25 protein-coding genes are annotated in these 24,407 nt (G+C 44.1%); 3 read left to right on the top strand and 22 right to left on the bottom strand.

Annotation, left to right across the window (positions count from 1 at the left end; translation table 11 throughout):
- Nucleotides 1–87 precede the first annotated feature (87 nt).
- From IEW05_RS21550 to IEW05_RS21520, 7 genes are read right to left on the bottom strand one after another with little or no spacing between them, the layout of a single operon-like run.
- Nucleotides 88–483: a Na+/H+ antiporter subunit G gene (locus IEW05_RS21550; protein ID WP_188541924.1), complete on the bottom strand. Its 396-nt coding sequence runs from the start codon at nt 481–483 to the stop codon at nt 88–90.
- Nucleotides 467–748, bottom strand: a complete 282-nt coding sequence (locus IEW05_RS21545; protein WP_188541923.1) for a Na(+)/H(+) antiporter subunit F1 — start codon at nt 746–748, stop codon at nt 467–469. Before IEW05_RS21545 ends, IEW05_RS21550 begins: the two co-directional genes overlap by 17 nt.
- Complete coding sequence (locus IEW05_RS21540; RefSeq protein ID WP_188541922.1) at nt 745–1,224, bottom strand: Na+/H+ antiporter subunit E; 480 nt, start codon at nt 1,222–1,224, stop codon at nt 745–747. The genes IEW05_RS21545 and IEW05_RS21540 overlap by 4 nt, the downstream gene beginning before the upstream one ends.
- Before the next feature lie 17 nt (nt 1,225–1,241).
- Nucleotides 1,242–2,717 (bottom strand): Na+/H+ antiporter subunit D, encoded by a 1,476-nt coding sequence (locus IEW05_RS21535; protein WP_188541921.1) that lies wholly within the window; start codon nt 2,715–2,717, stop codon nt 1,242–1,244.
- Entirely contained in the window at nt 2,710–3,048 is a 339-nt protein-coding gene (locus IEW05_RS21530; protein WP_188541920.1) for a Na(+)/H(+) antiporter subunit C, read from the bottom strand. Before IEW05_RS21530 ends, IEW05_RS21535 begins: the two co-directional genes overlap by 8 nt.
- A 1-nt stretch (nt 3,049) precedes the next feature.
- Nucleotides 3,050–3,472: a Na(+)/H(+) antiporter subunit B gene (locus tag IEW05_RS21525; RefSeq protein WP_188541919.1), complete on the bottom strand. Its 423-nt coding sequence runs from the start codon at nt 3,470–3,472 to the stop codon at nt 3,050–3,052.
- Entirely contained in the window at nt 3,459–5,870 is a 2,412-nt protein-coding gene (locus IEW05_RS21520) for a Na+/H+ antiporter subunit A (RefSeq protein ID WP_188541918.1), read from the bottom strand. The genes IEW05_RS21525 and IEW05_RS21520 overlap by 14 nt, the downstream gene beginning before the upstream one ends.
- Nucleotides 5,871–5,995: 125 nt before the next feature.
- Here IEW05_RS21520 and IEW05_RS21515 point away from each other — a divergent pair, with 125 nt between their 5' ends.
- Nucleotides 5,996–6,679 (top strand): universal stress protein, encoded by a 684-nt coding sequence (locus IEW05_RS21515; protein ID WP_188541917.1) that lies wholly within the window; start codon nt 5,996–5,998, stop codon nt 6,677–6,679.
- A 73-nt stretch (nt 6,680–6,752) separates the two neighbouring features.
- Here IEW05_RS21515 and IEW05_RS21510 read toward each other — a convergent pair whose 3' ends face one another.
- The 12 genes from IEW05_RS21510 to IEW05_RS21455 all read right to left on the bottom strand — a co-directional run bounded on the left by IEW05_RS21510 (nt 6,753) and on the right by IEW05_RS21455 (nt 17,462).
- The gene (locus tag IEW05_RS21510; protein ID WP_188541916.1) at nt 6,753–7,316 is read right to left on the bottom strand and encodes a tyrosine-type recombinase/integrase; all 564 of its coding nucleotides are present in this window, start codon (nt 7,314–7,316) and stop codon (nt 6,753–6,755) included.
- Nucleotides 7,317–7,500: 184 nt separating this feature from the next.
- Nucleotides 7,501–8,292, bottom strand: coding sequence for a sensor domain-containing protein (locus IEW05_RS21505; protein ID WP_188541915.1), 792 nt, complete (start codon nt 8,290–8,292; stop codon nt 7,501–7,503).
- 153 nt (nt 8,293–8,445) lie between these two features.
- A complete protein-coding gene (locus tag IEW05_RS21500; RefSeq protein ID WP_188541914.1) occupies nt 8,446–9,300 on the bottom strand; it encodes a copper amine oxidase N-terminal domain-containing protein in 855 nt (284 codons plus the stop codon).
- Nucleotides 9,301–9,506: 206 nt separating this feature from the next.
- A complete protein-coding gene (locus tag IEW05_RS25865) occupies nt 9,507–10,991 on the bottom strand; it encodes a M15 family metallopeptidase (RefSeq protein WP_229753648.1) in 1,485 nt (494 codons plus the stop codon).
- Nucleotides 10,992–11,058: 67 nt separating this feature from the next.
- Nucleotides 11,059–11,421, bottom strand: coding sequence for a hypothetical protein (locus tag IEW05_RS21490; protein ID WP_188541913.1), 363 nt, complete (start codon nt 11,419–11,421; stop codon nt 11,059–11,061).
- A 151-nt stretch (nt 11,422–11,572) separates the two neighbouring features.
- On the bottom strand, nt 11,573–11,995 hold the full coding sequence (locus IEW05_RS21485) for a DUF1259 domain-containing protein (RefSeq protein WP_188541912.1): 423 nt from the start codon (nt 11,993–11,995) through the stop codon (nt 11,573–11,575).
- Nucleotides 11,996–12,049: 54 nt separating this feature from the next.
- Nucleotides 12,050–12,469: a DUF1259 domain-containing protein gene (locus IEW05_RS21480; RefSeq protein ID WP_188541911.1), complete on the bottom strand. Its 420-nt coding sequence runs from the start codon at nt 12,467–12,469 to the stop codon at nt 12,050–12,052.
- 427 nt (nt 12,470–12,896) lie between these two features.
- On the bottom strand, nt 12,897–13,973 hold the full coding sequence (locus tag IEW05_RS21475; protein WP_229753646.1) for an SGNH/GDSL hydrolase family protein: 1,077 nt from the start codon (nt 13,971–13,973) through the stop codon (nt 12,897–12,899).
- 100 nt (nt 13,974–14,073) lie between these two features.
- Entirely contained in the window at nt 14,074–14,772 is a 699-nt protein-coding gene (locus tag IEW05_RS21470; RefSeq protein ID WP_188541910.1) for an ABC transporter permease, read from the bottom strand.
- Complete coding sequence (locus IEW05_RS21465) at nt 14,765–15,688, bottom strand: ABC transporter ATP-binding protein (RefSeq protein WP_188541909.1); 924 nt, start codon at nt 15,686–15,688, stop codon at nt 14,765–14,767. Before IEW05_RS21465 ends, IEW05_RS21470 begins: the two co-directional genes overlap by 8 nt.
- Before the next feature lie 139 nt (nt 15,689–15,827).
- Nucleotides 15,828–16,763 (bottom strand): sensor histidine kinase, encoded by a 936-nt coding sequence (locus tag IEW05_RS21460; protein WP_188541908.1) that lies wholly within the window; start codon nt 16,761–16,763, stop codon nt 15,828–15,830.
- 3 nt (nt 16,764–16,766) lie between these two features.
- On the bottom strand, nt 16,767–17,462 hold the full coding sequence (locus IEW05_RS21455) for a response regulator transcription factor (RefSeq protein WP_308420461.1): 696 nt from the start codon (nt 17,460–17,462) through the stop codon (nt 16,767–16,769).
- A gap of 176 nt (nt 17,463–17,638) precedes the next feature.
- Between IEW05_RS21455 and IEW05_RS21450 the strand changes: the two genes are divergently transcribed.
- Nucleotides 17,639–18,028 carry a hypothetical protein gene (locus IEW05_RS21450; RefSeq protein WP_188541907.1) on the top strand — a complete coding sequence of 130 codons (390 nt, stop codon included), beginning with the start codon at nt 17,639–17,641 and terminating at the stop codon, nt 18,026–18,028.
- 90 nt (nt 18,029–18,118) lie between these two features.
- Here the strand turns inward: IEW05_RS21450 and IEW05_RS21445 are convergent, their stop codons facing one another.
- Both IEW05_RS21445 and IEW05_RS21440 read right to left on the bottom strand, forming a co-directional pair.
- The gene (locus IEW05_RS21445; RefSeq protein WP_188541906.1) at nt 18,119–18,793 is read right to left on the bottom strand and encodes an SOS response-associated peptidase; all 675 of its coding nucleotides are present in this window, start codon (nt 18,791–18,793) and stop codon (nt 18,119–18,121) included.
- A 159-nt stretch (nt 18,794–18,952) separates the two neighbouring features.
- Nucleotides 18,953–19,369, bottom strand: coding sequence for a VOC family protein (locus IEW05_RS21440; protein WP_188541905.1), 417 nt, complete (start codon nt 19,367–19,369; stop codon nt 18,953–18,955).
- A gap of 290 nt (nt 19,370–19,659) precedes the next feature.
- Between IEW05_RS21440 and IEW05_RS21435 the strand changes: the two genes are divergently transcribed.
- Nucleotides 19,660–22,041 carry a glycoside hydrolase family 94 protein gene (locus tag IEW05_RS21435; protein ID WP_188541904.1) on the top strand — a complete coding sequence of 794 codons (2,382 nt, stop codon included), beginning with the start codon at nt 19,660–19,662 and terminating at the stop codon, nt 22,039–22,041.
- Nucleotides 22,042–22,160: 119 nt separating this feature from the next.
- Here IEW05_RS21435 and IEW05_RS21430 read toward each other — a convergent pair whose 3' ends face one another.
- Nucleotides 22,161–24,407: an FAD-dependent oxidoreductase gene (locus IEW05_RS21430; protein WP_188541903.1), complete on the bottom strand. Its 2,247-nt coding sequence runs from the start codon at nt 24,405–24,407 to the stop codon at nt 22,161–22,163.

The raw sequence follows: 24,407 nt of genomic DNA, 5'->3' as shown, positions 1-24,407 counted from the left end.
AGTATCGTGTATAAAAAAGAGCACCCTATGGATACTCTCTCTCATTATACCTATTGTCAATTCAAATTCGCCTGGAGATCGCTTTTTTCATTTCCCCTGAGTTACAAGACTTCCCTTATCTTCTACCTTGAGGATCTCATCCTCCATATAATAGTCCTTCAATTCATCTTGGACGCTCTGTTCAGCTAACGGCACCTGATGGCGGTAAGCGGCCCGACAGATCACATGGGCGGCCACTGGAGCTGTCAAAAATACAAAGATGATTCCCAAGATGAGGCGTATGCTGAAGAAACCGTCGGAAATTAAGAAATACAGCAATGCTCCAACCAACGCGCACAGCACGCCAAGCGTAGAACTTTTAGATGCAGCATGAGACCTTGTGTACACATCGGGCAAACGCACATTCCCAATCGCGCTGATCAAGCTAAAAATAGCACCCATGAGTATGAGGATCGCCCCGACTACTTCACCGCTTCCGCTCAATAACAACACCCCTTTCAATAAATCTGGCAAAGGCAACCGTTCCAATAAATGAAAGGATCCCGATCAGTAATATGAGATCAAAAAAGGCATGCGTGTGCAGCAGCACGGAGAACACGGCAGTACTGGCGATCAGATTAATGCCGACGGAATCCAGCGCTTGAACACGGTCTGCACTGGACGGCCCTTTTACAATCCGATATAAATTGGCTAGCATGGCCAGCATTAATATACATAAAGCAGTGATCAACACCGTCTCAAATATCATTTTCTCGTCACATCCTTTATCGCTTTTTCAAAGACAGATTTTGATTTTAATACAGATTCCTTGGATTCGGGCATGTTCAGACCGTGAATGTACAGTGCCTTTGAGTCAGGGGTTACCTCCATCACGACCGAGCCTGGCGTTAAGCAAATTAATAAGGATAAGAGCGTGATTTCCAAATCCCCCTCCAAATCCGTTTCTACCTTGAAAATTCCTGGTTTGACATCGATTTTAGGACGGAGAACATGCTTCATGACCATCATCGCAGAAATATTCAGCTCATGGATAAACAGAATGAACAGCTTGCCGACTGCGGCTAGCGTAAATAGATAAAACGGTTTTTTAAAGAATCGGCGGATGCACAGTAAAATAAACAGACCGACGAAGTAACCGCTGATAAAGTTTAATATGCTCATTTCCTCTTGCAGAAACATCCACAAATAAGCAATGAATATGTTGAGTAGCACCTGAACGGGCATGGCTCTGTTTCCCCCCTTTAATCAAACACGGCCTGAATATATAAATTTGGATCGAGCAATTCTTCCGCAGCTTGGGCTACATAACCCGTAATCGCTTCAGCCCCGATTCCCATAGCAACACTAGCCAGCGTCAATAGAGCGATCGGAAACAACAAGCCTTTCGTCGTACCCTTCTCCTCCTCTACACTCAGAATCGTTTCACCCCAAAAAGCGTTCATAAACATTTTGATCATAGAATACAGAATGAACAAGCTGGCCAGTAGCCCGATTCCTCCAAGCCAGTAATAACCAGCTTCAAAAACGCCTTGCGTCGTAAATACTTTGCCAAGAAAACCGCTCAACGGAGGAATTCCAACCATAGACAAAGCCGCGATGAAGAACATCCAGCCTAACCCGGGGTGAAGCCGAATCAACCCGCTGATATTCTTCAAATTGCTTGTTCCCGTGAGGTGAACGATCGTTCCCCCAATCATAAATACAAGCCCCTTAATCAGTATGTCGTGAATCAAATAATAAATAGAACCTGTTATGCCAGCGGGTGTTAAAGAAACGAGTCCAGCCATAATAAATCCGACACTTATGACCACATTGTAGGTTAGTATTTTTCGCAAATCCCAAAAACCTATCGCTCCAAGTCCGCCAAAAATCATCGTAATTGCAGCTAAGATCCCGATAAACAGATGGGTGATCTGTGGCTCATGATAAAAGATGAGCGTAAACATTCTAAAAATAGCGTATATCCCTACCTTAGTGAGTAACGCGGCGAAAATAGCAGCGATTGCCGTTGGTGGTACACTATATGATCCGGGTAACCAGAAATAGAGCAATAATCCCGCCTTCATGGCGAATACGATGAGGAATAATAATGCGACGGTGGTAATTAATCCATCCTGTCCAACCTCCGCGATCCGGATCGATAAATGGGCGAGGTTCAATGTCCCCGTCATAGAATATAGATAGGCAACGCCGATCAAAAAGAACGCCGATGCAATAATGTTCGTAAAAATATATTTCAGCGACTCACGTAGTTGCCTCTGAGCTCCACCCAATGTGATTAGTACATAGGAAGCAACCAGAAACATTTCAAAAAAGACATATAAATTAAACAAATCCCCTGTTAAGAACGAACCGTTGACACCTGTGATCAAAAACAAAAATAGAGGATAGAAATAAAGTTTTTCCTGTTTTCGACCAATCGATGAAAAAGCATAGATTAGGCAACATACCGCGACAATAGAGGTAGCCAAAAGCAGCAGAGCACTGAACATGTCACCCACGAAACTTATGCCGTAAGGTGCTTCCCAACCGCCCAATTGTAATGTTTGAATACCGCCATCTCTGATCTGATTCATCAATAGAACCGAAATGACACTGGTGGCTAACAAGGCGACCAGACTAAGAATCCGCTGAAGCTTTATATTTTTCTGGAATACGATGAGAACCATTCCAGTCAACAGAGGAATGATAACCGGCGTGATCAATAAATTATTCATGCTCATTTCCCCTTAATTGCTCCATGTCATCCGTCCCGAAGCTTTGATAGGAACGATAACATAGGACTAGTACTAGCGCTGTCACGGCAAAATTAATGACAATCGCAGTTAAAATTAATGCTTGAGGAATAGCATCTGCAAAGCCCGCGGCTTTCTCTCCCAGCAGAGGGGCACTCCCCGTCTTCAGCCCACCGGAAGTAATGATCAACAAATTGACCGCATGACTCACAATCGATGCTCCAAGCACAATCCGCAGCAGTTGCTTAGATAGAATCAAATAGGTTCCTATGGATATTAAAATACCGACAAGTATGACCATTAATGTCTCCATATTAGCGATCCTCACTTATGCTTAGAATAATATTGACTGCGGTGCCTATGACTGCCAGAGCGACCCCGGTATCAAAAATCAAAGCAGACGCGAGCTCAGTATCTCCAAATATCGGTAAATCAAAGTGACCAAAGGTCTGGGTTAAAAAAGGTTTACCAAATACCACGCCCACCGTCCCGGTCCCAATCGCAATCAACACGCCGATCGCCGCAAGCTTTTTGAAATCGACTCGAATATTTTCCCTTACCTTTTCGATTCCAAACGAAAGATACAGTAGGACAATAGCTGATGCCGTACTCAGCCCCCCGATGAATCCCCCTCCCGGATGATGGTGACCATTCATAAATAAATAAATCGAAAAGGTCAATATGATCACCGCAGCCACTCGAGTTACACTTTTCAATATCACATCATTCGGTTTCATGTTGTTCCCTCCTTTTGGAACGCTGATGAACCAATATATATACACCTAGCCCAGCAATGGCCAACACAGATATTTCCAGCATCGTATCGAAACCGCGGAAGTCCACTAATATAGCGTTAACAATATTTTTGGCACCCGCCAGCTCATAGGCATTTTCAAAAAACGATGTAATCGGTTCAAACAATTTATGTCCATTCGCCGACAATGCCAACAGGGTCACCGTCAAACCCATCGCGATCGATATGACCAGGTTCGTTAGTTTGAAAGGAATCCGTTCGATCCTTTTCTTCAGCTTCGGCAAATGGTAGAAGCATAGCAGGAATAGAACCGTTGTTACCGTCTCGACCACCATTTGTGTCAATGCCAGGTCAGGAGCCCTAAAGATTACAAAGAACATAGAAACCATATAACCTAACGCACCTAGTGCAACAATAGCCACAATTCGATTGCCAGCAAATAAGACAGTAAATGCGGAGATTACCATCCCGAGCACAAGGCCCGCATCAAAAATACTGATAGCTGCATTACCTGAAAAATCGAACTGGAACCCATAGAGCAGTAGTAGCGAACTTAGCAATACAATGACAAAGAAAGAAAAAATGTAGATGAGATAATGTCTCAGCGAGCCTGTCATATACCGATTCGTCAGGGACGCCGAGAGCTTCTCCGTACCCGATAATCCTTGATTGTACCAATGATTCAAGGTTAATCCTTGCGGATAATTTCGCATGGTCTGGATCCATCGCTTCATTGTTTTGAAGAGAAGGAGACCGACAGCAATGACACCGATCGTCATCACGAGCTCCATGTTCAGCCCATGCCATGCGCTAATTTTCAGGTCATATGAAGACATCGGCATCATCGGCAAAATCGAGGTTAATGCCGGGGTGAGAATATACTTACCCAATACATTCGGGAAGAAGAAAATGAGTATAACGAGTAACCCCAAAATAGCTGGAGAAAACAACATACCCCAAGGCGCCTCATGCACTTTACGTGTCAGTTTTTCAGGGCGATATTTGCCTCCAAAGGTTTTGAAGATGAATATCATACAGTAGACAAACGTAAATATGCTGGCTACCCAAGCAATGATCGGGAACATCATACCGATGTTACTCAAACCGAAAATACCGGCCTTAGATACATCATTCACCGCCGCAAAAAACATTTCCTTACTCAAAAAACCGTTAAACGGCGGTAACCCCGCCATCGATAAGCCGCCAACCAAAGCGATCGTGAACGTGATCGGCATCACTTGCATCAAACCGCCTAAATAGCGAATATCACGCCGTCCTGTCTCATGGTCAATAATACCGACAACCATAAACAAGCTCCCTTTAAAGGTCGAGTGATTAAAGAGATGAAATAGGGCGGCAAATGTAGCTACCGCAAAGATAGTTCCACTATCACTAGGTCCAAAATAGACCGCTAAAGAACCGACCCCAAGCAGGCACATGATTAATCCTAATTGGCTAATCGTAGAATAAGCTAACATTGCCTTTAGATCCGTCTGTCTCAGCGCGGTCAACGAGCCATACAACAGTGTAATGATACCAATACCGGCTACAAGCCAGAACCACACGGGGCTGCCCCCGAAAACAGGAGTCATACGAGCCACTAAATAAATGCCAGCCTTGACCATCGTAGCCGAGTGAAGGTAACTGCTCACCGGGGTTGGTGCCTCCATCGCATCCGGTAGCCAAATACCGAACGGAAATTGCGCGGATTTCGTGAATGCACCGAGCAAAATGCATAGCATAGCAGGAATAAACAACGTTTGACTTTGGATGACATCCAGGTTCGCGATCATTTCACGGATGCTATAAGTATCCGCCATCATGATCAGCATAATAAATCCGGCTAACATGCCGAATCCGCCAAGGACAGTAATCAATAACGCCTTTAGGGCACCTTGGCGAGAACTCTTACGTTCGTACCAATAGGATATTAATAAGAAGGACGAGACACTGGTTAACTCCCAGAACCCGTACAGCACTAAGAGGTGATCCGAGAATACTAACCCCAGCATGGCGCCCATGAACATGAGCAAATAAATATAGAAATTATGGAGAGCCTCCCGAACCTTGGACATGTAAAAAATGGAATATATAATGACCAAGGTGCCCACACCGCTGATTAGAAGACCGAATAGCAGGCTTAGCCCATCTACGTAGGAGATAATGTTCATATCAAGAGACGGAATCCAAGATAATGTGTAGTTATATGTGTTTCCAGCCGCAACGTCAGGTATATACCGTAACAAATAGATAAAAATAGATAGAGGTACAAGTAAAACGAACCATCCCGTATGTACTAGGCGATTCAAATACTTATATAGTAAGGGTACAAGCATTGCACTAATCAACGGGAGAAAAATAAAGGTGTAAAATATAGTCAAGTGCACTCCTCCTTATTCATGACTTTTGCTTACGTTTCTACATGTTGACTCTTTGCGTAACATCAACTATAGTCTTACATAGTTTAATCGAGCCCTACTATTAGCATTGAGGTGAAATACTTAAAATGAATAACGTGTATAATGAGAGCATTCTTGTTTGCGTTTATTATGGTCCCAATAGCGAAAGACTAATCAAACGCGGCTGTGCAATTGCAAATATGATGAAAGCTCCGCTGTATATATTGACCATTGATCCCAAGCCATTCGATGAACTGGATGCCGAGAAATTATTCTATATCGAACAATGGAAAGAATATGCCCACTCCCATGCAACGGCCCAATTTATCATGAAGGACAATGAAAGCCGCCCTGTCTCTAAGGTCATTGCAGAAGTGGCAAGAGATAACAACATTACACAGATCATTCTTGGCCAGACGGCGCACAGCCGATGGGAACAAATTACGAAGGGATCCATCATTAATTCCTTGGTACGCGAGATCCCATTTGTCGACCTGCATATTGTTTCCGTTGCCCGTTATATTCGGGATGAAGAAGGTATTTATGAAAAGGGAATTCGTGCTTATTTGATCAAAGATGGGGAGCATTATAAACTGAGCTTCAATCACGAAAAACAAATCGATTATGAGGGCATTTTCTTCAAAGAAGTCGATACGGATTTCGATAACGGAATTTTCCGCTTTATGAAAGACGCTGCAACTTTACACGTGCTTGTTAGTGACGGGATCGTCACCGAATTAAAAAACGTAGATATTCATACAGCGATGGGGCTAGATGACTCTGTCGAATAAAAGTTAATAAAGAAACGAACCCTCTCCGCTTCCATGCGGAGAGTTTTTTTATTCTTGTCAAAACACAGATCATTTATAAATTGACATCCACTTTGATGGGTTTCTTCTCAGCCCTGTCGATACCCAAATACTTTAGCGTTTCTGCCGTGGAATGATGATGCAAAATCGACTTTAAGATGGAGATGGCCACTCCTCTATAATACGCATGATAACCAAACGTCTTTCTCAGCGTATGGGTCCCGATTTTCTCAGATATTCCTACCTCCCTTGCCGAATGGTTAATAATTCGATACGCCTGCTGACGGGTAATTGGACGACAATCCTTTTTGGATTTAAATAAATAATCCTCAGATTTCCATTCGATGCTAGATAAATACTCAGTTAATATCTCCCCGATCTTGCTGTTTAAGTAATGAGCCTTTTCTTCTCCTGTCTTTTCATCCTTAATATAAAGAAACTGTTTAGCACTCTGACCATCCCAAACGTCCTGTACAGTAAGATTCAGTAAATCAAGGAGACTAATCCCGGTGTTAATTCCCAGTACAAAAAGCAACAGGTCCCTTATAGAGTGTTTTCTCAACTCTTCTTTCATCGCTTGAATGGTGTTCATGTCCCGAATCGGATTAACAAATTGCACAGCGAATCCCTCCGAATAATGTTACTTAATTTAAGGTTAACAGATATTAAGTAACATAACAATAAAAAATCACTTCATTCCAATAAAAAATCTGACGGACAATGTATCGGAAAATAGACGCAAAAAAAACGACCTGAGCGGTCGCTTTTTTTAGTGATATAGTATGGACTTTATTCATGCATCTCTAAAGTTCTCTATAGGCTGGCTGCATCATTCCTTGAGTGGGCTGATCCTCAGGGTAGTCATAATATTCCGACTGAAAAGGCGCATGCATGTGAGTTTCCACTGGCACTGACGGCCGCTGATAGGGCTCATCTACATACATGATTCTGCGCTGAATTTGCATAAGCCCATTCACAACGCGAAGTGCGATCCAAAAAAGTACAAGGCCAACACCTACGTACAGCAGATATTGCTGATTATAGGTCCAATCGATATGGAAGTAACTAAACAAGCTATTCTCTAAAATATCAAGCTGCATTTCATTCATCAAAATGATATGCACGACTGGAAGAGCAATAAATCCAAGTCCTAGTGAAATCACTGTTACCATAATAACAAAGAATACAATGCCTGTTACAAATCTTAGTAATACGAGTAGCAGGTTTCGAATAAATAACGCACCGTCAAAACCTCTCACCATTCGCATCAACCAGTTCTGCCCAGCTTCAGGCTGTTGATTGCTGGTATACGAAACAGGCGGATTAGGCAAACCTAAAATTTGTCTAATCATGCTTTGCTCAAAATTCACAATCCCCTGAAGCAGCTTAGCTACTCCAAAGAATAACGGTATTCCGATAAATATTGGAGTTAATCCGATGGATAGCGCAAGTCCCGTTATCGCTACTGTAAAATAGATAATCCCTAATGGGAGAGATAGCAATAAATAGAGGATCGTTGTATAGGTTTTTGGATTAAAAAGTACCCAATTCACCTTACCTGTTTGCACCTTTGCAGGCGCATCTATTGCCTTCATATTCAAACACTCCTTTGGCTTCATAAGTCACGTTCTGATTTATAAATTTATTATAACCGCCTTATTTGCCTGACATAACCGTCTTAGGAGGTGTCTGAACACTAGACTTTAGACTAGGATTCTTCTATTCAGATGAAATTACTGAAGCAAAATTTATGCAACTGTATTACTTATAATCTTCTGAAAACCGTTTTTCACAGCGTTATCCATTAACTGATTGATAGACTTTAGTGCAGCATCACTAAACAAATACCACTCATCTTGAAGTGCGTCATGAACCAGAGTCTTCGGGTATCCTGATAAGAGTTCGGATGGTACACCTTGAGTTAAAGTATAGACATCAAAGCGAACGATGCTATCCCCTTTTTGATCTAGAAAATCATACTGCGCATTCTTATAATAAGCTCCAGGAGTGTCTAAGTTGTAATTCCACGAATAACTTGCAGGAGCCTCAACCTTATCACCTTTGTTTTTCATGAAAATATTATATACCGCTTCGTTATAGGTATTTCCAGAGAATTGCGAGATGATGCCCCCCATAATCATATGATATTCTTGTTGCAATGCTTGTACTCGTATACCATCTATAACCAATGGTTCAGTATCGACAGTTACAACATTGTTGCTATAACTGACATTACAATCAAACGCCTCCGTAATAAAACGAAGTGGAACAAACACGCTATTATTCTTTAAGTATGGTTTTACATCAAGCTGCATCTTCTCACCGTTTTTCTCCGCTACAGCGCTGTTTAATTTCAATACTACCTTCATATCGCCTTTAACAAGAATAACCTCGGATTTGGACCATTCGACGATAGCCCCCAAATTTTCACTAATAAGACGTAAAGGAACCATTATACGATTGTTCTTACTTTCAGGCTTGACCTCGGATGTAATAGCAACACCATCAACTTTGAGTTGAATCTTTGCTCCTGCTGCATAAGTAGTTGATGATAAAGTCAAAAGACTGAATGCCAGAAAAGCCCCCAATAACACTTTTTTCATAAGTATAGCTCCTTTATTGAGTAAATTGAGCGAACAGAAATTCACCTACATATTTAGACGTAACTGGATAATATTTGTTGCCATTTCAATCCGCTAGTCTAATGAGCTGAGCTAATAGTATTAAGGTCCCCAACAGGATAAGAACAGAAGATCTAGAACCAGCAAAAAGCGACCATGATAGGCCGCCCTTGTGATACTACATTATGCTACTCGACATCAAAATCAAAATACTTATTTGGAAATGGCTCAGCCTTTAACGTATAATGCCACCATTCCTTACTATACGACTTAAAATTGTGCTTGGTCATAAGTTGCTTAAGAAGCTGTCTGTTTGCAGCTTGTTCTTGAGTGATTTGTTCAGTATTAAAGTTAGAAATAACATCCAGCATATCGACCGGGCTTCCCATATCTAGCTCTTCTCCTGTATCCGCGTAAGCAAGTGTCACGTCCACGGTGCTTCCCCGGGAATGTCCGGACCGTTTGGACAAGTATCCTTTCTTAAATAAGGTGCTTTTCTCTTCATGGGGGTAAAAGCTTTCTTTCATTAATAAGTCTTCTTCATCAAGCGACCAGCGGATGAAATGATCAACAGCTTTCTGAGGCCGATATGCATCATAGAAAACTAATATAAGTCCCTGTTGCTCTAGTTCATCACTAACTGCCTGCAGCGCAAGAGCCGCTTCTTCTGTAACGATCGCCAGTGGGGCCAGATAGCCATCAATCGGCGTCCCTACAAAATTGTTCTCACCGCTATAACCCATCACTTGCTGCGCTGAGGGAATATATTCGTCCAAGTAAACAAAACTTTCAGGCAGATGTCCTTTTTTCTCCGGTTCTCTTGTAACCGGCGGCTCTGGAGTGTGCTTATTGGGGAGATATTTGTCTGCTGAGTCTATTGTGTCTATTGGGTCTGCTGGGGCTGTTGTGCTTGTCGGTACTGTTGGAACTGTTGAGGTTGCTTCGGCTGTCGTGTTTGTGTTTATGAATTGCAACATACTCCCTTGAAGCTTCCATTCTGCAAGCTTAGTATTGCTGTTTTGGATTTGGAATATATTTGTCTTGGGATCGTACATGACCATTTGGGCTTTCATAAGTTCATTTAAATCACTGGCCATCATTTGCTTGTTATGAAGCTTATAAATTGTTGTATTGGCCGCTGTACCAACTGTGGATACAATTTCTTTAACCCCATCTTGGTCTACATCAGCCTCAACAGTATGTGCTTCTATGTGTAGAATCATAGGGCGCTCTGGATCAGGCAAAATATAATCAGCAACAGGGGAGTTCGCTCCAATTGCACCAATTATTTTTATATAGTTATCACCAAATACCTCTACTTCTTCAATAGGAAAATCAGCCATATTTCCGTACCCGATTTCTCCAATATCATAATTGGTCGAGCCCACTGAAATGGATGCCGCCAGAACATGCTCATCTCCTCTTACACGATATATCTCAACTTTTGTGTTATTCACTTTTTTAGTTGCAATGACTTCTCCCTTTTGCGAGGAAGACGCTTGTCCAAGCGGTTTAAGTCCTTCTACTTGTTTATAAACTATCTCAACCGAATCCTCTATGGATGTGCCGACATCTTGATTGTTCTCCGTTACAGGAACAGATGGTTCATCAATGGGACTCCGACAACCAGTTAAAATGTATAGCATCGCAAATATATAAGCTATTTTTCTCAATGATAACAACCCCTTACTCCTCTGTTACGCTTATTATCTCATTTACAGGAAGTTGAGAGGTTACAAGTTACAACAAAAAGCTACTAACCCCCTTCTTATAGGCATACTTCAAAGTATAGTTCCCTTCTGTCCCATAAGGTCTCGTAGCCATTTTTACACGGGTATAATCAAGCCGGCTTTCTCTTAAAACTCTCTTGATCAAAGCAATACTGCGTTCTTCATCCGTGACGACGCAGAATAAATTAAGCGCATATTGTTTCGGATCGGCCATACACTTTCCCATGTCAAAGCCATCCACGTAACCTAAGTTAGCATCAGCTAGAGACTTCTCCAGGTATTCCATTACTTTATCTCTTAGCCAGCAGTCGCGCCCGTTGCCTTTTGCGCTTTTAAGGGGATACTGTACCACTAGCCAGAATTGTTCACTCATGATGATCACCTGCCAATTTTTTGGACAATATATCATAATTAACGGGATAAAGGATAGATATGGAAGCCAAAAGTCTAATCTAAGTGCTTAAGCAAAGTAAAGAGCCCTTCCTAAGCGGTTATCCAACCATACAGAAAGGACTCAACCTATATTAGCCTAAGAAAGCAATCGAACGTTTTACTTTCTTTGCGAATTCAATCGGGTTATCAATCGACTCCCAGTGGATATACATCAACCGAGGTTGCTCAAATAGCCAGTGATTATGAACTGCGGTTACTTTAATTCCGTTCTTGCGAAGATTGGTGAGTAATCGATTAACTTGGTTCTGGAAGAGAGCCGTTTCTCCCAAACAAAGGCCGCGGCCGGAACTGTCCAGAGATTCAAATGAGAACAGTTGATAACGAACCAGAGGAGACGTCGTCTTTCTGCCCAAAATTTTGGCGTTGATCCGTCTATTTCTAGATACAAAACAAACCGGGCCTTTGGTGATTTCATGTTCCGTTCCACCTAGAATCTTTGAAAACTGGTTACATAATCTTTTAAAATGAGGACTTGCCTTCACTTGTTCCTCCATTTTAGATTCATCCTTTCAACTCATAATTAAGAACAGCTTCATGACCGATCTTCATCAACCCAGAAATGCGATGGACTCTTTAGTGTTTTTGGCGAATACAATAGGATTCGATATGGCTTCCCAGTGCATATACATCAAGCGAGGATTTTCTTTTAACCAGTGATTATGAAGGGCAGTCACTTTGATTCCCCGTTTCCGGAGATTCGACATCAAGCGATTCACTTGATTTTGATGTAAGGCAGTCTCTCCCAGACATAACGCGCGGCCTGACTTATCAAGAGACTCGAACGAGAACATTTGCATTTGAACCAAAGGAGAGCGAGTTCTTCTGCCCAAGATCTTCTCATTAAGATTCGTCATCCGCGTGACAAAACAAACCGGGCCTTCATCAACTTCAGACTCGCCTCCCAGGATTTTTCCGAATTGATTGCACAGCCTTGTGAATTGCGGAGTTACCTTTACTTTGCTTGTCATATAAATCCTCCTTTTAACAGTTTCTCAACATCCTATTCACAAAGGATAAAAGTGAACAAGTCGTATAACCCCTGTAAATTAACCAAATGTAGCCATGCAACTGGAAAATTTAAAAGGGGCTTTCCCAAAAGTCATCATAGATGACGGGGGAGCCCCTTTTGTGCTGTTTATTCATTTCATTCTAACGAATCACAGTAACGTTATTTGCTCGGATTTGCTCAATCTCAAGCTCTAACGAATCTGGATAATCTTATTGTCCTCTAATTGCGCAAATAGGCGTTCATATTAACGAATAACGTTACTAGGATTCGTTAGATTTTCAAATGGTTCATTTTCAGTGAAATAACGTTATGTAGCTTCGTTAGAAGGTTAATGAACTACTTTTGGGACAGCCCCCCCAATATTCCTAAGGCGAGGTAATCTCCCACTACCACTTCATAAGTGTCTTAATGTGCGCCACCAATTTTTCTGCCGCCTTTTCCTGAGTCACTTCCGACGGGTGGAAGTTGACTACGTAACCGTCGGCTTCTAACTGCACGTCAAACTTCATTACGGCGATATTCGTATCACCCGTTTCCTTGGTATACTGGCTAACCGCATGTTTAACACAAGGATACAAACTATCTCCCATAATCCCAAAGGCACAAAGGAGTGTTGCCCCCGGATTAGTCCGTCTGACCATTTTAAGGAACTCAGTGTATTGTTTGGTATAATCAGCCTGTCTGTCGGGCTCATCCTTGGTATAAGAATAGTCATTTGTCCCGAGATTAACGACAATAAGATCAGGTACAAACTTCCCGAAATCCCAGCTTACAGATTGCGGGACAACTGTGCCGTCAAATTTCCCCTCAGACTTGCCCACCTTCTCGTAATAATCCGGAACAAGCTGCGAGAGGAGCTTTTCCCCATTTTCCGTATAGCCAGAAATAATACCATAACCGCTATAAGACACCATGCTGTGATCCGCTTGAAGCTTCTGGGATGTCAGGTAAGCATAGGTCTTCGTAACGTCCTCCGTCTTCGTGGAAAAAGAACCCGCTACATCATCATCGTCAACCCCATAACCGCAAGTAATTGAATCGCCGATAAATTCAATTTTATGTACATTTTCCGGGGTTGGCTTAATCCCCTCTTTGGCGTCCACGATAATCTCCTGAATCCCAATCGTCGACAGCGCCGCTTCCGACAGCTTAACAACCTTTATGGTAACTTGTTGTTCCGTATCGCTGTCAAAAGCGGTATACCGTTTCAAAGGCTCATTCACCATATCATCGATAACCCGGATTCCGTTAACGTAGATACCGATTCTGGCCTCATTATCCCCACTTACCGCGATTGGATCGCCCTTTATAATCATTTCCGCTTTTTTACCGTAAAAAGAAAATTCCACGCCTCCACCGGACAGCGCCAGCCATAGCACTTCGTTGTAATCGTAGGTTCGTCCGATGATTTTTACATACTTCTCCGTTGCTTTATAGACATGTGCCGCTTCTGACATAGACATGATTGAACCTTCCCCTCAATACATTTACCTATAACCTCCCTTCCTATTATATAAATCGTAACGCGGTCGTCTATAAAAAATAATGTTGCGATGACCCGTTCTACAGATCCCCTAATCTATTCACCATTTTAACTGACAGGTATACACTTAACATGCCCATAAGACTAATGATCACATAAACAATTTCCAGGTTCATCGTCAGATTAAGCATATTGTGAATAGTAGGGAGTTGATTAAGAACAATAGCACAAAGAACGGTGGGGATGACCTCCCTCTTCCAGACTCCAAATAAGAATAACGGGATCAAACTTGCAAGTGCGATAACAACGGAATGAGTAACCGTCCGTATAGCATAGGACATAAAATCTGCCAGCGTCGGTTCTCCGTTAATTACATCCAGCATCTGATCAAGCACATAGGTAGCTATCCCGGAAAGAACAAAGGAGACCAGCGAACAAAAGAAAACTACTATTGCAATAAACATAGCCTTAACCATAACCAATTTTTTTCGACTAATCGGGTATCCGAAGGAAAGAGTTATCGTCTTATTCTTATACTCTTCTATGAATACATGATTGATAAGAGAAGCCCCAAACAATAGGAATCCCATTTGAATCGGTATCATTAGTCCAAGTGCATTGGAATAACTCTGGCTGAACGTATTCATCGGCTCATCAGCAAATACGACGGTAAGAAAAAAGGTCGGCAGAAACATGATAATCAACCAATAAATAATCATTTCCCCGATCACTTTACCTCGTTCTAATTTCCTCCACTCCAGCTCCAATAACTTAATCAACTTTATCTCCTCCTTGAATTTGATTATAGAAATAATCCTCCAGCGTGCTGGAATGTTTCTGGATCCCCTCGATCTCAATATCATGGGAAATCAACACTTTGGAAATCTCCCCGATGGATATGCCCACATCATAGATCCGAATTCTCTCATCCTGAACTATTTTTATATTGGTGATATGAAGCTCATGCTCAAGAAGGTAGACTGATTTGTGCACATGGGATGTCACAAGCTCAATATAATCGCTCCGCTGCTGACGGATGTCTGAAATCGCTACTTCATCGACCAACTTGCCAGATTGAATGACGCCGATTCTGTCTGCCACCTGCTCAATTTCACCTAATATATGGCTGGAGAGGAGGAAGGTAATGCCATACTCTTTGTTCAACGCCCGAATTAAATCTCTCATGTCTTTAATACCAATGGGATCCAATCCATTCGTCGGTTCATCCAGCACAATCAGTTCTGGCTTCGTGATCGCAGCCCGTGCAATCCCAAGGCGCTGCTTCATGCCAAGCGAGAATTCCTTCACCTTCTTATTTTCGATTCCTTGTAATTGGACCATGTCTAGGGTTTGGAGAATCGCCTTTTTATCGTAGAAGCCCAAGTATTCACAATGAATCTGAAGATTCTCCATTGCCGTTAAATGTTCGAAAAATATAGGATATTCAATAATGCTGCCGATGCGTTTCAAGCCTTCTTTGGTATCTTCCGTAAGTTTCTTGTCAAATAACATGATTTCTCCGGAAGTTGGAATGATGAGCCCGGTAAGCATTTTCATAATCGTCGTTTTCCCAGCGCCGTTGGATCCGAGTAATCCATAGATCTCGCCTCGTTTTACATGAAGATTAACATTAGATATGATTGTTTTTCCGTTTATTCTCTTTGTGAGATCATACGTTCGAATGATATTATTCATTTTGCTGAGCCTCCTGAATTTTTTATATCGCTTCATTTGTTACTCTTATCATAATTTAAAAATTGTGTTTTTCTCTTTCTCATTCCTTACATGTTCCTTACGAAAAAAGAGATGTTCAACAGAACATCTCTTCGAAGTATTAATATTTCATTTGTTTAAACATGCAGGTGAATGTCGTTTTCTCAAACGGTGAACTGCTGAGGCGAATCGTTCCCTTCATACCTTCAATTAAGCGTTTGGAAATGCTTAGGCCTAGGCCACTTCCCTGAAATTGCGGATTTCGAGCATCATCTAATGTGTAGAGTCTTTCGAATACGCGGTCCTGGTTCACCTCGGCAATACCTTTGCCGCGATCCCAAACATCTACCGCAACGAATTCTCCTTCTTCACGAAGGGTTAAACCAAACACGCCACCATCGCTTCCATACCGGATTGAGTTTGAAATTAAATTACTGAATATTCGCTGAAGTGCATGCTCATTACCGAAAATATAGAAGGACTTTTCCGGAATTTCAAGCTCTACTCGAAGCCCCTTAGTTGATAGCAGATCATAAAATTCAAGTACGATTTGCCGACAAATCTCATTGAGCGATATTTTGCTTAAAGGGATTTCATAGTCTTCCGACTCGATTTTTACTAGGTCAAAAAATTGATTAATCAAAGCGACGAGACTATTCACTTTATCGTTCAGTCGCATAATGACACGCGTTTGTTCCTCTTTAGTCATCGGTTTTTCCTGATTCAGTTTTTCCGCATATCCCAAAATGACCGTCAGGGGGGTCTTTAAATCGTGAGACATGTTGGATATCATTTTCTTCTGGCTGTCTTTGGTCTTTGCATAATCCGCAATAACCATCTGCTTGTAAAACAATAGACGGTTTACTTGAATGAGCAACAGTTGAATCTTGTTCTGATCGGTTGGGATAAGCACTTTCTCATCCGTTTCATATTGGATGATTTCTGCTATTTTGTCCGTAATTTCATTTATATTCTGATGTAATTTTCTTCTGGAATAATAGAGCCACCCCATCGTCACAGCCATAACGCCAATGATCATGCACAGGAGAACAATCATACCCTACACTCCCAGTTTATATCCGATACCCCAAACGGTCCGAATATATTGAGGGTTTGACGGATCCTCTTCGATTTTTTCCCTAAGTCTGCGAATATGTACATTGATGGCGTTTTCATTTCCTAAATAAGCATCTTCCCAAATCAATTGATAAATTTGCTCTTTGGTGAACACCTTGGACTGATGGGATAGAAACAGTTTCAATATTTGAAATTCCTTGGAGGTGAGCTGTATGATCTCTCCCCTTACTTGTACAGAGAACAAATGCAAATCAAGAATAATATCTTTAAACTGAATGGTTTGAAGATCAGGATTGCTGTCCGCTTGGATATATTGAGTGACTCTGCGAATAGCAGCCTGCACTCTAGCTGTTAATACAACCATAGAGAAAGGTTTGTTTAAATAATCATCCGCACCAAAGCCGAGACCCATCACCTTATCGATATCGCTGTCTTTTGCAGAAATAATCAAGATAGGAACCACACTAGTTTCCCGTATTCGCTTCAGTAACTCCATCCCATTCATCTTAGGAAGCATCAAATCAAGCAGTATAAGATCAAATTTCTCCTTTTGAAGAAGGACGCCCGCTTCTTCGCCGTCAAACGCAGTACATACAATGTAATTCTCCTGTTTCAGATGACTTTCAATTAATTGGCTAATTTCTCTATCATCCTCTACTAGCAGAATGCGGTTCGGCATGATTTAAGTTCCCCCTATGATCTATTCCAAAGTCAACCATAAATAGGTAAACTTTCTTATATCCTATCAAAAGTGAAATAACAAATCCACAATCTACGTGCTTAACCCACGGTACCCTTGAAAAATTTGATATAATCATAACATCTGAATTCATTCTAACTTAGGGGATTGTTGTTATGGATTACAAAAACTATAAGAGAATAAAGGTAGGCCCTTATCAAAGCGTGGGGATTCTGGAAGGGTTGTACGTTTTTGAAATTCTAACAGGGATCGCGGATGTACCTGAGTATTATCGAATCACGAAAGAAGAATTTGATTCCTACGACCAATGGAACACCGAATACATCACAGATTTAAAGACGTTATTTACCATAGTAAATAGAAAATGCGTATGCAACGGTTATAACAGGGTAAATCCCGTACCGCGCAACTACCATTATGACGTGGCTCCATGTCCAATATGCGGTCATGAAACGGTTAGCGAGGTAGGAAAAGTCCAGCTAGGAACCCTTTATGAAGTGGCATGTTTGCAATGTGGAAATAATTTTACAAAATTGAAGGATTAACCCCGAACCGACATGGATAAACACAAAAAAAGCACCCTAAGATGCCAGGTGCCTAACCAAACTTGAAGCGGCGATGCCAGAGTCAACTAATCAGCGCTTCACCCAAGCCCGCTCCAGGTCCATTTCCTGAATGCAATCCTCTGTATCGTACATGTTATTATCGATCAGCGGCGTTACCGCATAAACTTGCATCTCTACGGATGTATGGGGCCGCAAAATCGGATTCAGAGAATGGAGATCATTCGTACCCTCGTCGAGCCAACGGGCCACATCTTCCGGCGATAAAATCGCCGGCATCCGACTCTCGAATTCGTCAATCAACGGGTTGGCATCCGTCATGACCAGGGTGAAAGTGCGGAGCGGCTCCCCACGTGTATCCTTCCAAATTTCGTATAAGCCAGCGACCCCAAACATGTCGTGGTTTTTCATGACAACGCGTACCGCGTAGGACTTCTTGCCTTCTTGCTTCCAATAGTAAAACCCATTGCACGGGATAACGCATCGCTGTTTATCCACCAATTTGCGATAGGTCGGGTTTTGATGTACATTTCGGAGATCCGCGTTGACCGCATCTTTACCCCAGTACGGAATAAACCCCCAACGGAACTCATCCAGAATCCGCTCCCCATTTTGCTGCAAGATAACTGGCGTATGCTGCGTAGGGCTCACATTATAGCGGTTCTTATAGTAGTACATTACTCGTTCAACTTGAAAATGCTCCTGCACCTCCGGCAGCTCTGCCGCCATGGAGAATCGTTGACACATGAAAAATCTCCCCCTTTATTTCCCACAGTGTTTGTAGAAAAAGGGAAATTCATGCATCAACGTATGACGCTTTATCCTGAATCATTTTTAAAAAAATCAAAACAAAAAAAAGCCACCCGTCGTCAATCGACAGGTAGCCTGCTTGTCTATCGTTCCTATTTACCCTTGCTGAACATAAGAAGGGTCCATATAGCTCAGTTCCCAGATGTGCCCGTCCGGATCCTGAAAGCCCCATTGATACATAAATCCGAGGTCCTTCGGATCACTTGAAGGAGAGCCTCCGGCGGTGAGGGCTTTGTTTACGATTTCGTTGACCTGTTCTTTGCTATCCGCTAGCAGTGAAACCAGGACTTCGGTACTTTTTGTAGCATCAACAATTTCTTTATTGGTAAAGTTCTTGAAGTAGGATTCAACCAGAAGCATCGCAAATGTATTGTCATTGATGATCATACATGTGGCGTTATCATCGGTAAACTGGGGATTAAACGAAAATCCTAACTGAGTAAAGAAGTCTATTGCTTGCTTTAAATCCTTGACTGGTAAGTTGATAAACGTCATGCTCGGCTGAAAGCCCATCACCTCTTCATATAGTTTAAATTTTAATTACAAAAATTCACCCTTATCTTATATTCTGACTATACAATCGTCAAGGTTAGACCTTTCAAACAGTCTAATACAAGAATCGAAATGAGCATTCAGGGATTCAGGTACCTCACTAATATCATAACCTTTTGTTTATTTTTCACAAATATGGGGTTTTAGGTTGTTTAAAACTATCTTATGATTAGATTGGGTTGGGATATTGCACCATGTTGTGAACGCGCGTTTATGGTCCTGGCTATCACCACTTTCTAGGAGGAATGGTCATGCAATACGGCTACTTTGACGAAAAGAACAAGGAGTATCTCATTACGAAGCCGAACACACCTGCCCCTTGGGCAAACTACCTCGGCTCGCCGGAATACGGCGCCATCATCTCAGGCAATGCAGGAGGGTATAGCTTTGTAAAGTCTGGCGCAAACGGACGGCATATCCGCTACCATTTCAATTCCATGGATGAGCCAGGACGTTATATTTATGTGCGAGACTTGGAGAAGGGCGATTATTGGTCCGGCTCTTGGCAGCCGGTAGGCAAGGATCTGGATCAGTACAAGTCGGTATGCCATCATGGAACCGGATACACCAACATTGTTTCGGATTATGACAACATCCGGACGGAATCCTTATATTACGTGCCCCTGAACAAAACCTACGAGGTGTGGCGCCTGAAAGTCCGCAATAATGGCTCCCAAGCCCGAAAGCTGGTACTCTTTGGATATGTCGAATTCACCAACCATAACAACTATGAGCAGGATAACGTTAACCTTCAATATACTTTGTTCATTTCACGGACCTATTACAAGAACAATATGATCCTTCAGTCTATTAATGAAAATGTTCCCGAGGATCAATGCTGGAGATTTTTTGGGGCTGCTGGTGCGGAGGTGACCGCTTATGATGGCGACCGGGATACGTTCCTCGGCGATTACCGCAGTTACGGCAATCCATCCTCCGTCGAAAATGGCCAATGTGCCAATTCGCTCAACTATAACACCAACTCCTGCGGTGCCCTGCAAATTAACGTAGAATTACAGCCGGGAGAAGAGAAAGAAGTTGTCTTCCTACTAGGACAGTATGACGAGGAAGGCGCATCCGAAATTCTTGGCCAATATAAAGATTTGTCCGTTGTGGACAAGGAGCTCGAAGAACTGAAAGCTTACTGGCATAGCAAGCTTAATCGTTTCCAGGTTCAGACGCCAAGCGACAATCTGAATAACATGATCAATACTTGGAACGCATACCAATGCTTCATCACTTTCATCTGGTCTCGTGCGGCTTCCTTCCAATACTGTGGTCTACGCAACGGACTTGGCTATAGAGATACCGTGCAGGATATTCAAGGCATCATTCATCTGGATCATGAAATGGCTCTGGAACGTCTAAGACTGATGATCTCCGCTCAGGTTTCCATCGGCGGTGGTCTTCCACTCGTGAAATTCGACCATAACCCTGGGCATGAGGGCACACCAGACGACCCGGAATATGTACAGGAAACCGGCCATCCCCATTATCGTGCCGACGATGCTTTGTGGCTGTTCCCAACCGTGATCAAATACTTGAAGGAAAGCGGCAACTGGGGCTTTACGGATGAAGTGATTCCTTATTCCGATCACGGCGAGGACACGGTTTACGAGCATCTGCGCCAAGCGCTTCAATTCAGCTTGGATCGCATGGGCGTCCATGGCATGCCGGTCGGGCTTTACGCTGACTGGAACGATTGCTTACGTCTTGGAGCCAAGGGAGAATCGCTATTCGTCGCTTTCCAGCTATACATGGGCTTCAACGTGTTCATGGAAATCGCGCAGAACAAGAACAAACCCGACGATGTTCAGTGGGCACAAGGTTTGCTTGATGAGTTAGATACTAACATTCAGAAGCATGCTTGGGAGAATGATCAATTCGTCCGCGGGTTTACAGAAGACAACTATACGGTCGGCTCTTGGGAGAACGATGAGGCACGAATCTGGCTGAATCCACAAAGCTGGGCCGTATTAAGCGGTGCAGCCCGCCCGGATCAGGCGAGGCTCTCCATGGACAAAGTGTATAACAATCTGCGGACCGAATACGGCACCATGTTATGCTACCCGCCGTTCAAGGAATACGGGATGCCCGTAGCACGGATGGTCCTTTTTAATGCTTCAACCAAGGAGAACGCCGGCATTTTCAGCCAGCCGCAGGGATGGCTCATTTTGGCGGAAACCATGATTGGCAATGGGGATCGCGCGTTTGAATATTTCCTCGATTGCAGCCCGGCCAGCATGAACGATAAGGCGGAAATCCGCAAACTTGAGCCTTATGTGCACGGGCAGTTCGTCGAATCCAAAGACAGCCCATATCAAGGCCGGGCGCATGTCCACTGGCTCACCGGCACCGCCTCGACGGTGATGGTCTCCTTAGTGGAAGGCATCATGGGGGTCCAACCACAGTTTGATGGCCTTTGCATTAACCCTTGCGTTCCCTCCGACTGGAAGGACTTCTCCATGGTACGGGAATTCCGCGGCAAGAAGCTGAATATTCAGGTGGAAAACAAAAACGGGGTACAAAAAGGGGTTTCCCATATCATCTTGAACGGCAAAGAAATTCAAGGCCATCTGATCCCGGCCGCCGACATGGAAGCCGAAAACACCGTGCGAGTCATTATGGGATAAGGCCCCCTCCATTGAATCGGTCTTGCTCTCTGTAAAATATAAAAGCAACCTCTGTCCGTTTGGACGGAGGTTGCTTCTTTTGTCTAGCTATGTTCACGAAGTGAAAATTGCCTCAACTTTTAATACACCCGGATTTCCACTAGCTCCGCGTAAGAAGTGCCATTTGTTTCTTCAATGACAACGCGTAGCGCATCGGCCAAGATTGCGTCCTTCAGTTGGATGCGATTGCTCCTGCGCCGATTATCCACAGCGGAAGCCACTGTACTCCATTGCCCTTGTACCCGGGCCTCGATCCGGTACGACTTCACCAGCTCGGGGATAATTTCGAATGATGTACGATGATGATGAAGGTTAATCAGGTCTTCATTCACATCATCATTCCACGTCAGAAGGATTTCCTTCATGGCGATGTCCTGCTCCCATGTCAATTGCAGCCAAGCTTCTTGCTCCGGTCCGATTGGCTTGGATGCCCACATATTTGGACCTCCGAACGGTCGCTTGTATCCTCCGACCGCTTTCTCCGGTGCATAAGCTTCGGTCGTACCCTTAACCTTGAAGCAGAACGGCTGGCGGATCAGCACTTTCATGCTCCAGGCTACGACGAGCTGATTCTCGTCATGGTCTTCTAGCTCCACCGAAGCGTTAGGGATGGCACCCTTCTCGAAAGCAAGGACGCCAGTAAGCGGTTCGGCCGACCGGTACAAGCTGACGCTCGGATTTTCACGAATGATGACAAAAGCATTCTGCGGCAAATCCGGCGTCCAAGCGAGCGGTAGGGATACCCACTGCGCTTTGCCCTTCGGAACGATCGTTTCGGCTTCGGCCACCTTCGAGTGAGGTACGTAGTTCTCCAGTCGTCCCGTGTCCCATAGCTCCACCATAATCCGGGTATCCTCAGCCGCGTCTACAAGCAGCTCCAGCCCTTCGATTGCCGGATCCACCGGGAAGAGCACCGCGACATCCCGGCTTAGTTGAACGGCGGAATCCGGCTGATCGACGGCAATAATGCGGCGAACCGATGACGCCGTTACTTTCGCCGACCGGGACAGATCCTGCTCGTCTTCATGCCGTAGGCCGATGATGGAGGCGTCCTGGCGCAGCAGCGTCTGCTGCAACTCTTGCAGATGTGAGATGTATATGTCGCGCGGGGTCACGCCCTTTACTGTGCAAAGGGAAGCTGCGGTTCCAGCTGCTTCCCCCATGATGGCGCAGGTCGCCATGACGCGCGTCGTGCCAAACGCCACGTGCGAAGCGCTGATATTTCGGCCGGCGAACAGCAGATTCGAAACGTTCGCCGAATACAGGCAGCGATACGGGATATGATAGTTCCCGTCCGCATGCATATGCTTTGAGCCGCTGGCTTCGGCATACATGCCTTGTGGCGGATGCAGGTCGATGGACCAGCCGCCGTAGGCGATGCGATCCGAGAACGGTTCCTGTGCGATGATGTCGTTCTGGTTCAGCACATAATCACCGACGAAGCGGCGGTATTCTCTTTTTCCTGGAATGGAGCCAACCCATTCCAGGGTCATATTGCCCGACTCAAACTGGCCGGAATTTTTGATGTAATCCCAAATGCCATAAATGACCGATGACAGCTCGTCCCGAATAACTTCATTATCGTGAACCGTATCCAATTCACCGCCCCATTCGATCCACCAATAATGGCAGCCCGAGTCACCGCTGCGAATGACGCGCTTGACCGGGATCGGTGTCTTGGTGATATCCTTGGCGAAGGAAGGGGGCACGAAGCGGACCGGATGCCCCGCATCCTTCGTGTAGAATAACAGCGTGCTGCCCAATGTGATATCGTCCGCTTCATCAGGCGCCCACTCTTCTCCGTATTCATGAGCGGCCTCCCGCCCGATCCGATGCCGGGCACCCGCCATGAAGCCAACGAGACCATCGCCGGTGCTATCTAGGTAAACCGGGCTTTCCATGCGGATACGCCGCTCGGAGCCCATCATCCAGCCGGTAACCGACCGGATCATTCGGTTCTCTTCCGGACCGTCCGCCTCGACTTCATGCACATCGGTATTCAGGAGCAGCGTGATGTTCGGCTCCGCCCGAACCGCTTCCAGGATGACCAAATCCCACAGGTACGGATTACCGTCCGGATTACGGTACTGGTTCTCGACGAACAGCTCACCCATGATGCCGGTCTCCCTTGCGTACCGGTTGGTGCCGTGCGCGGTCGCACCACACACCCACACCCTCACCTCACTGCTAGAGTTGCCACCAAGGACCGGGCGATTGTTCACAAGCACGACTGTACTACCGAGTCTTGCCGCCGCAATGGCGGCACATACGCCAGAAAGTCCACCGCCGATGACCGTTACATCGCTTTGTATCGTTTCCGTTCTCAT

Source organism: Paenibacillus segetis (assembly GCF_014639155.1).
In the GTDB taxonomy this organism is placed as follows: domain Bacteria; phylum Bacillota; class Bacilli; order Paenibacillales; family Paenibacillaceae; genus Fontibacillus; species Fontibacillus segetis.
The sequence above is the reverse complement of the archived record's forward strand: the minus strand, read 5'-3'. Positions and strand labels throughout refer to the sequence as shown.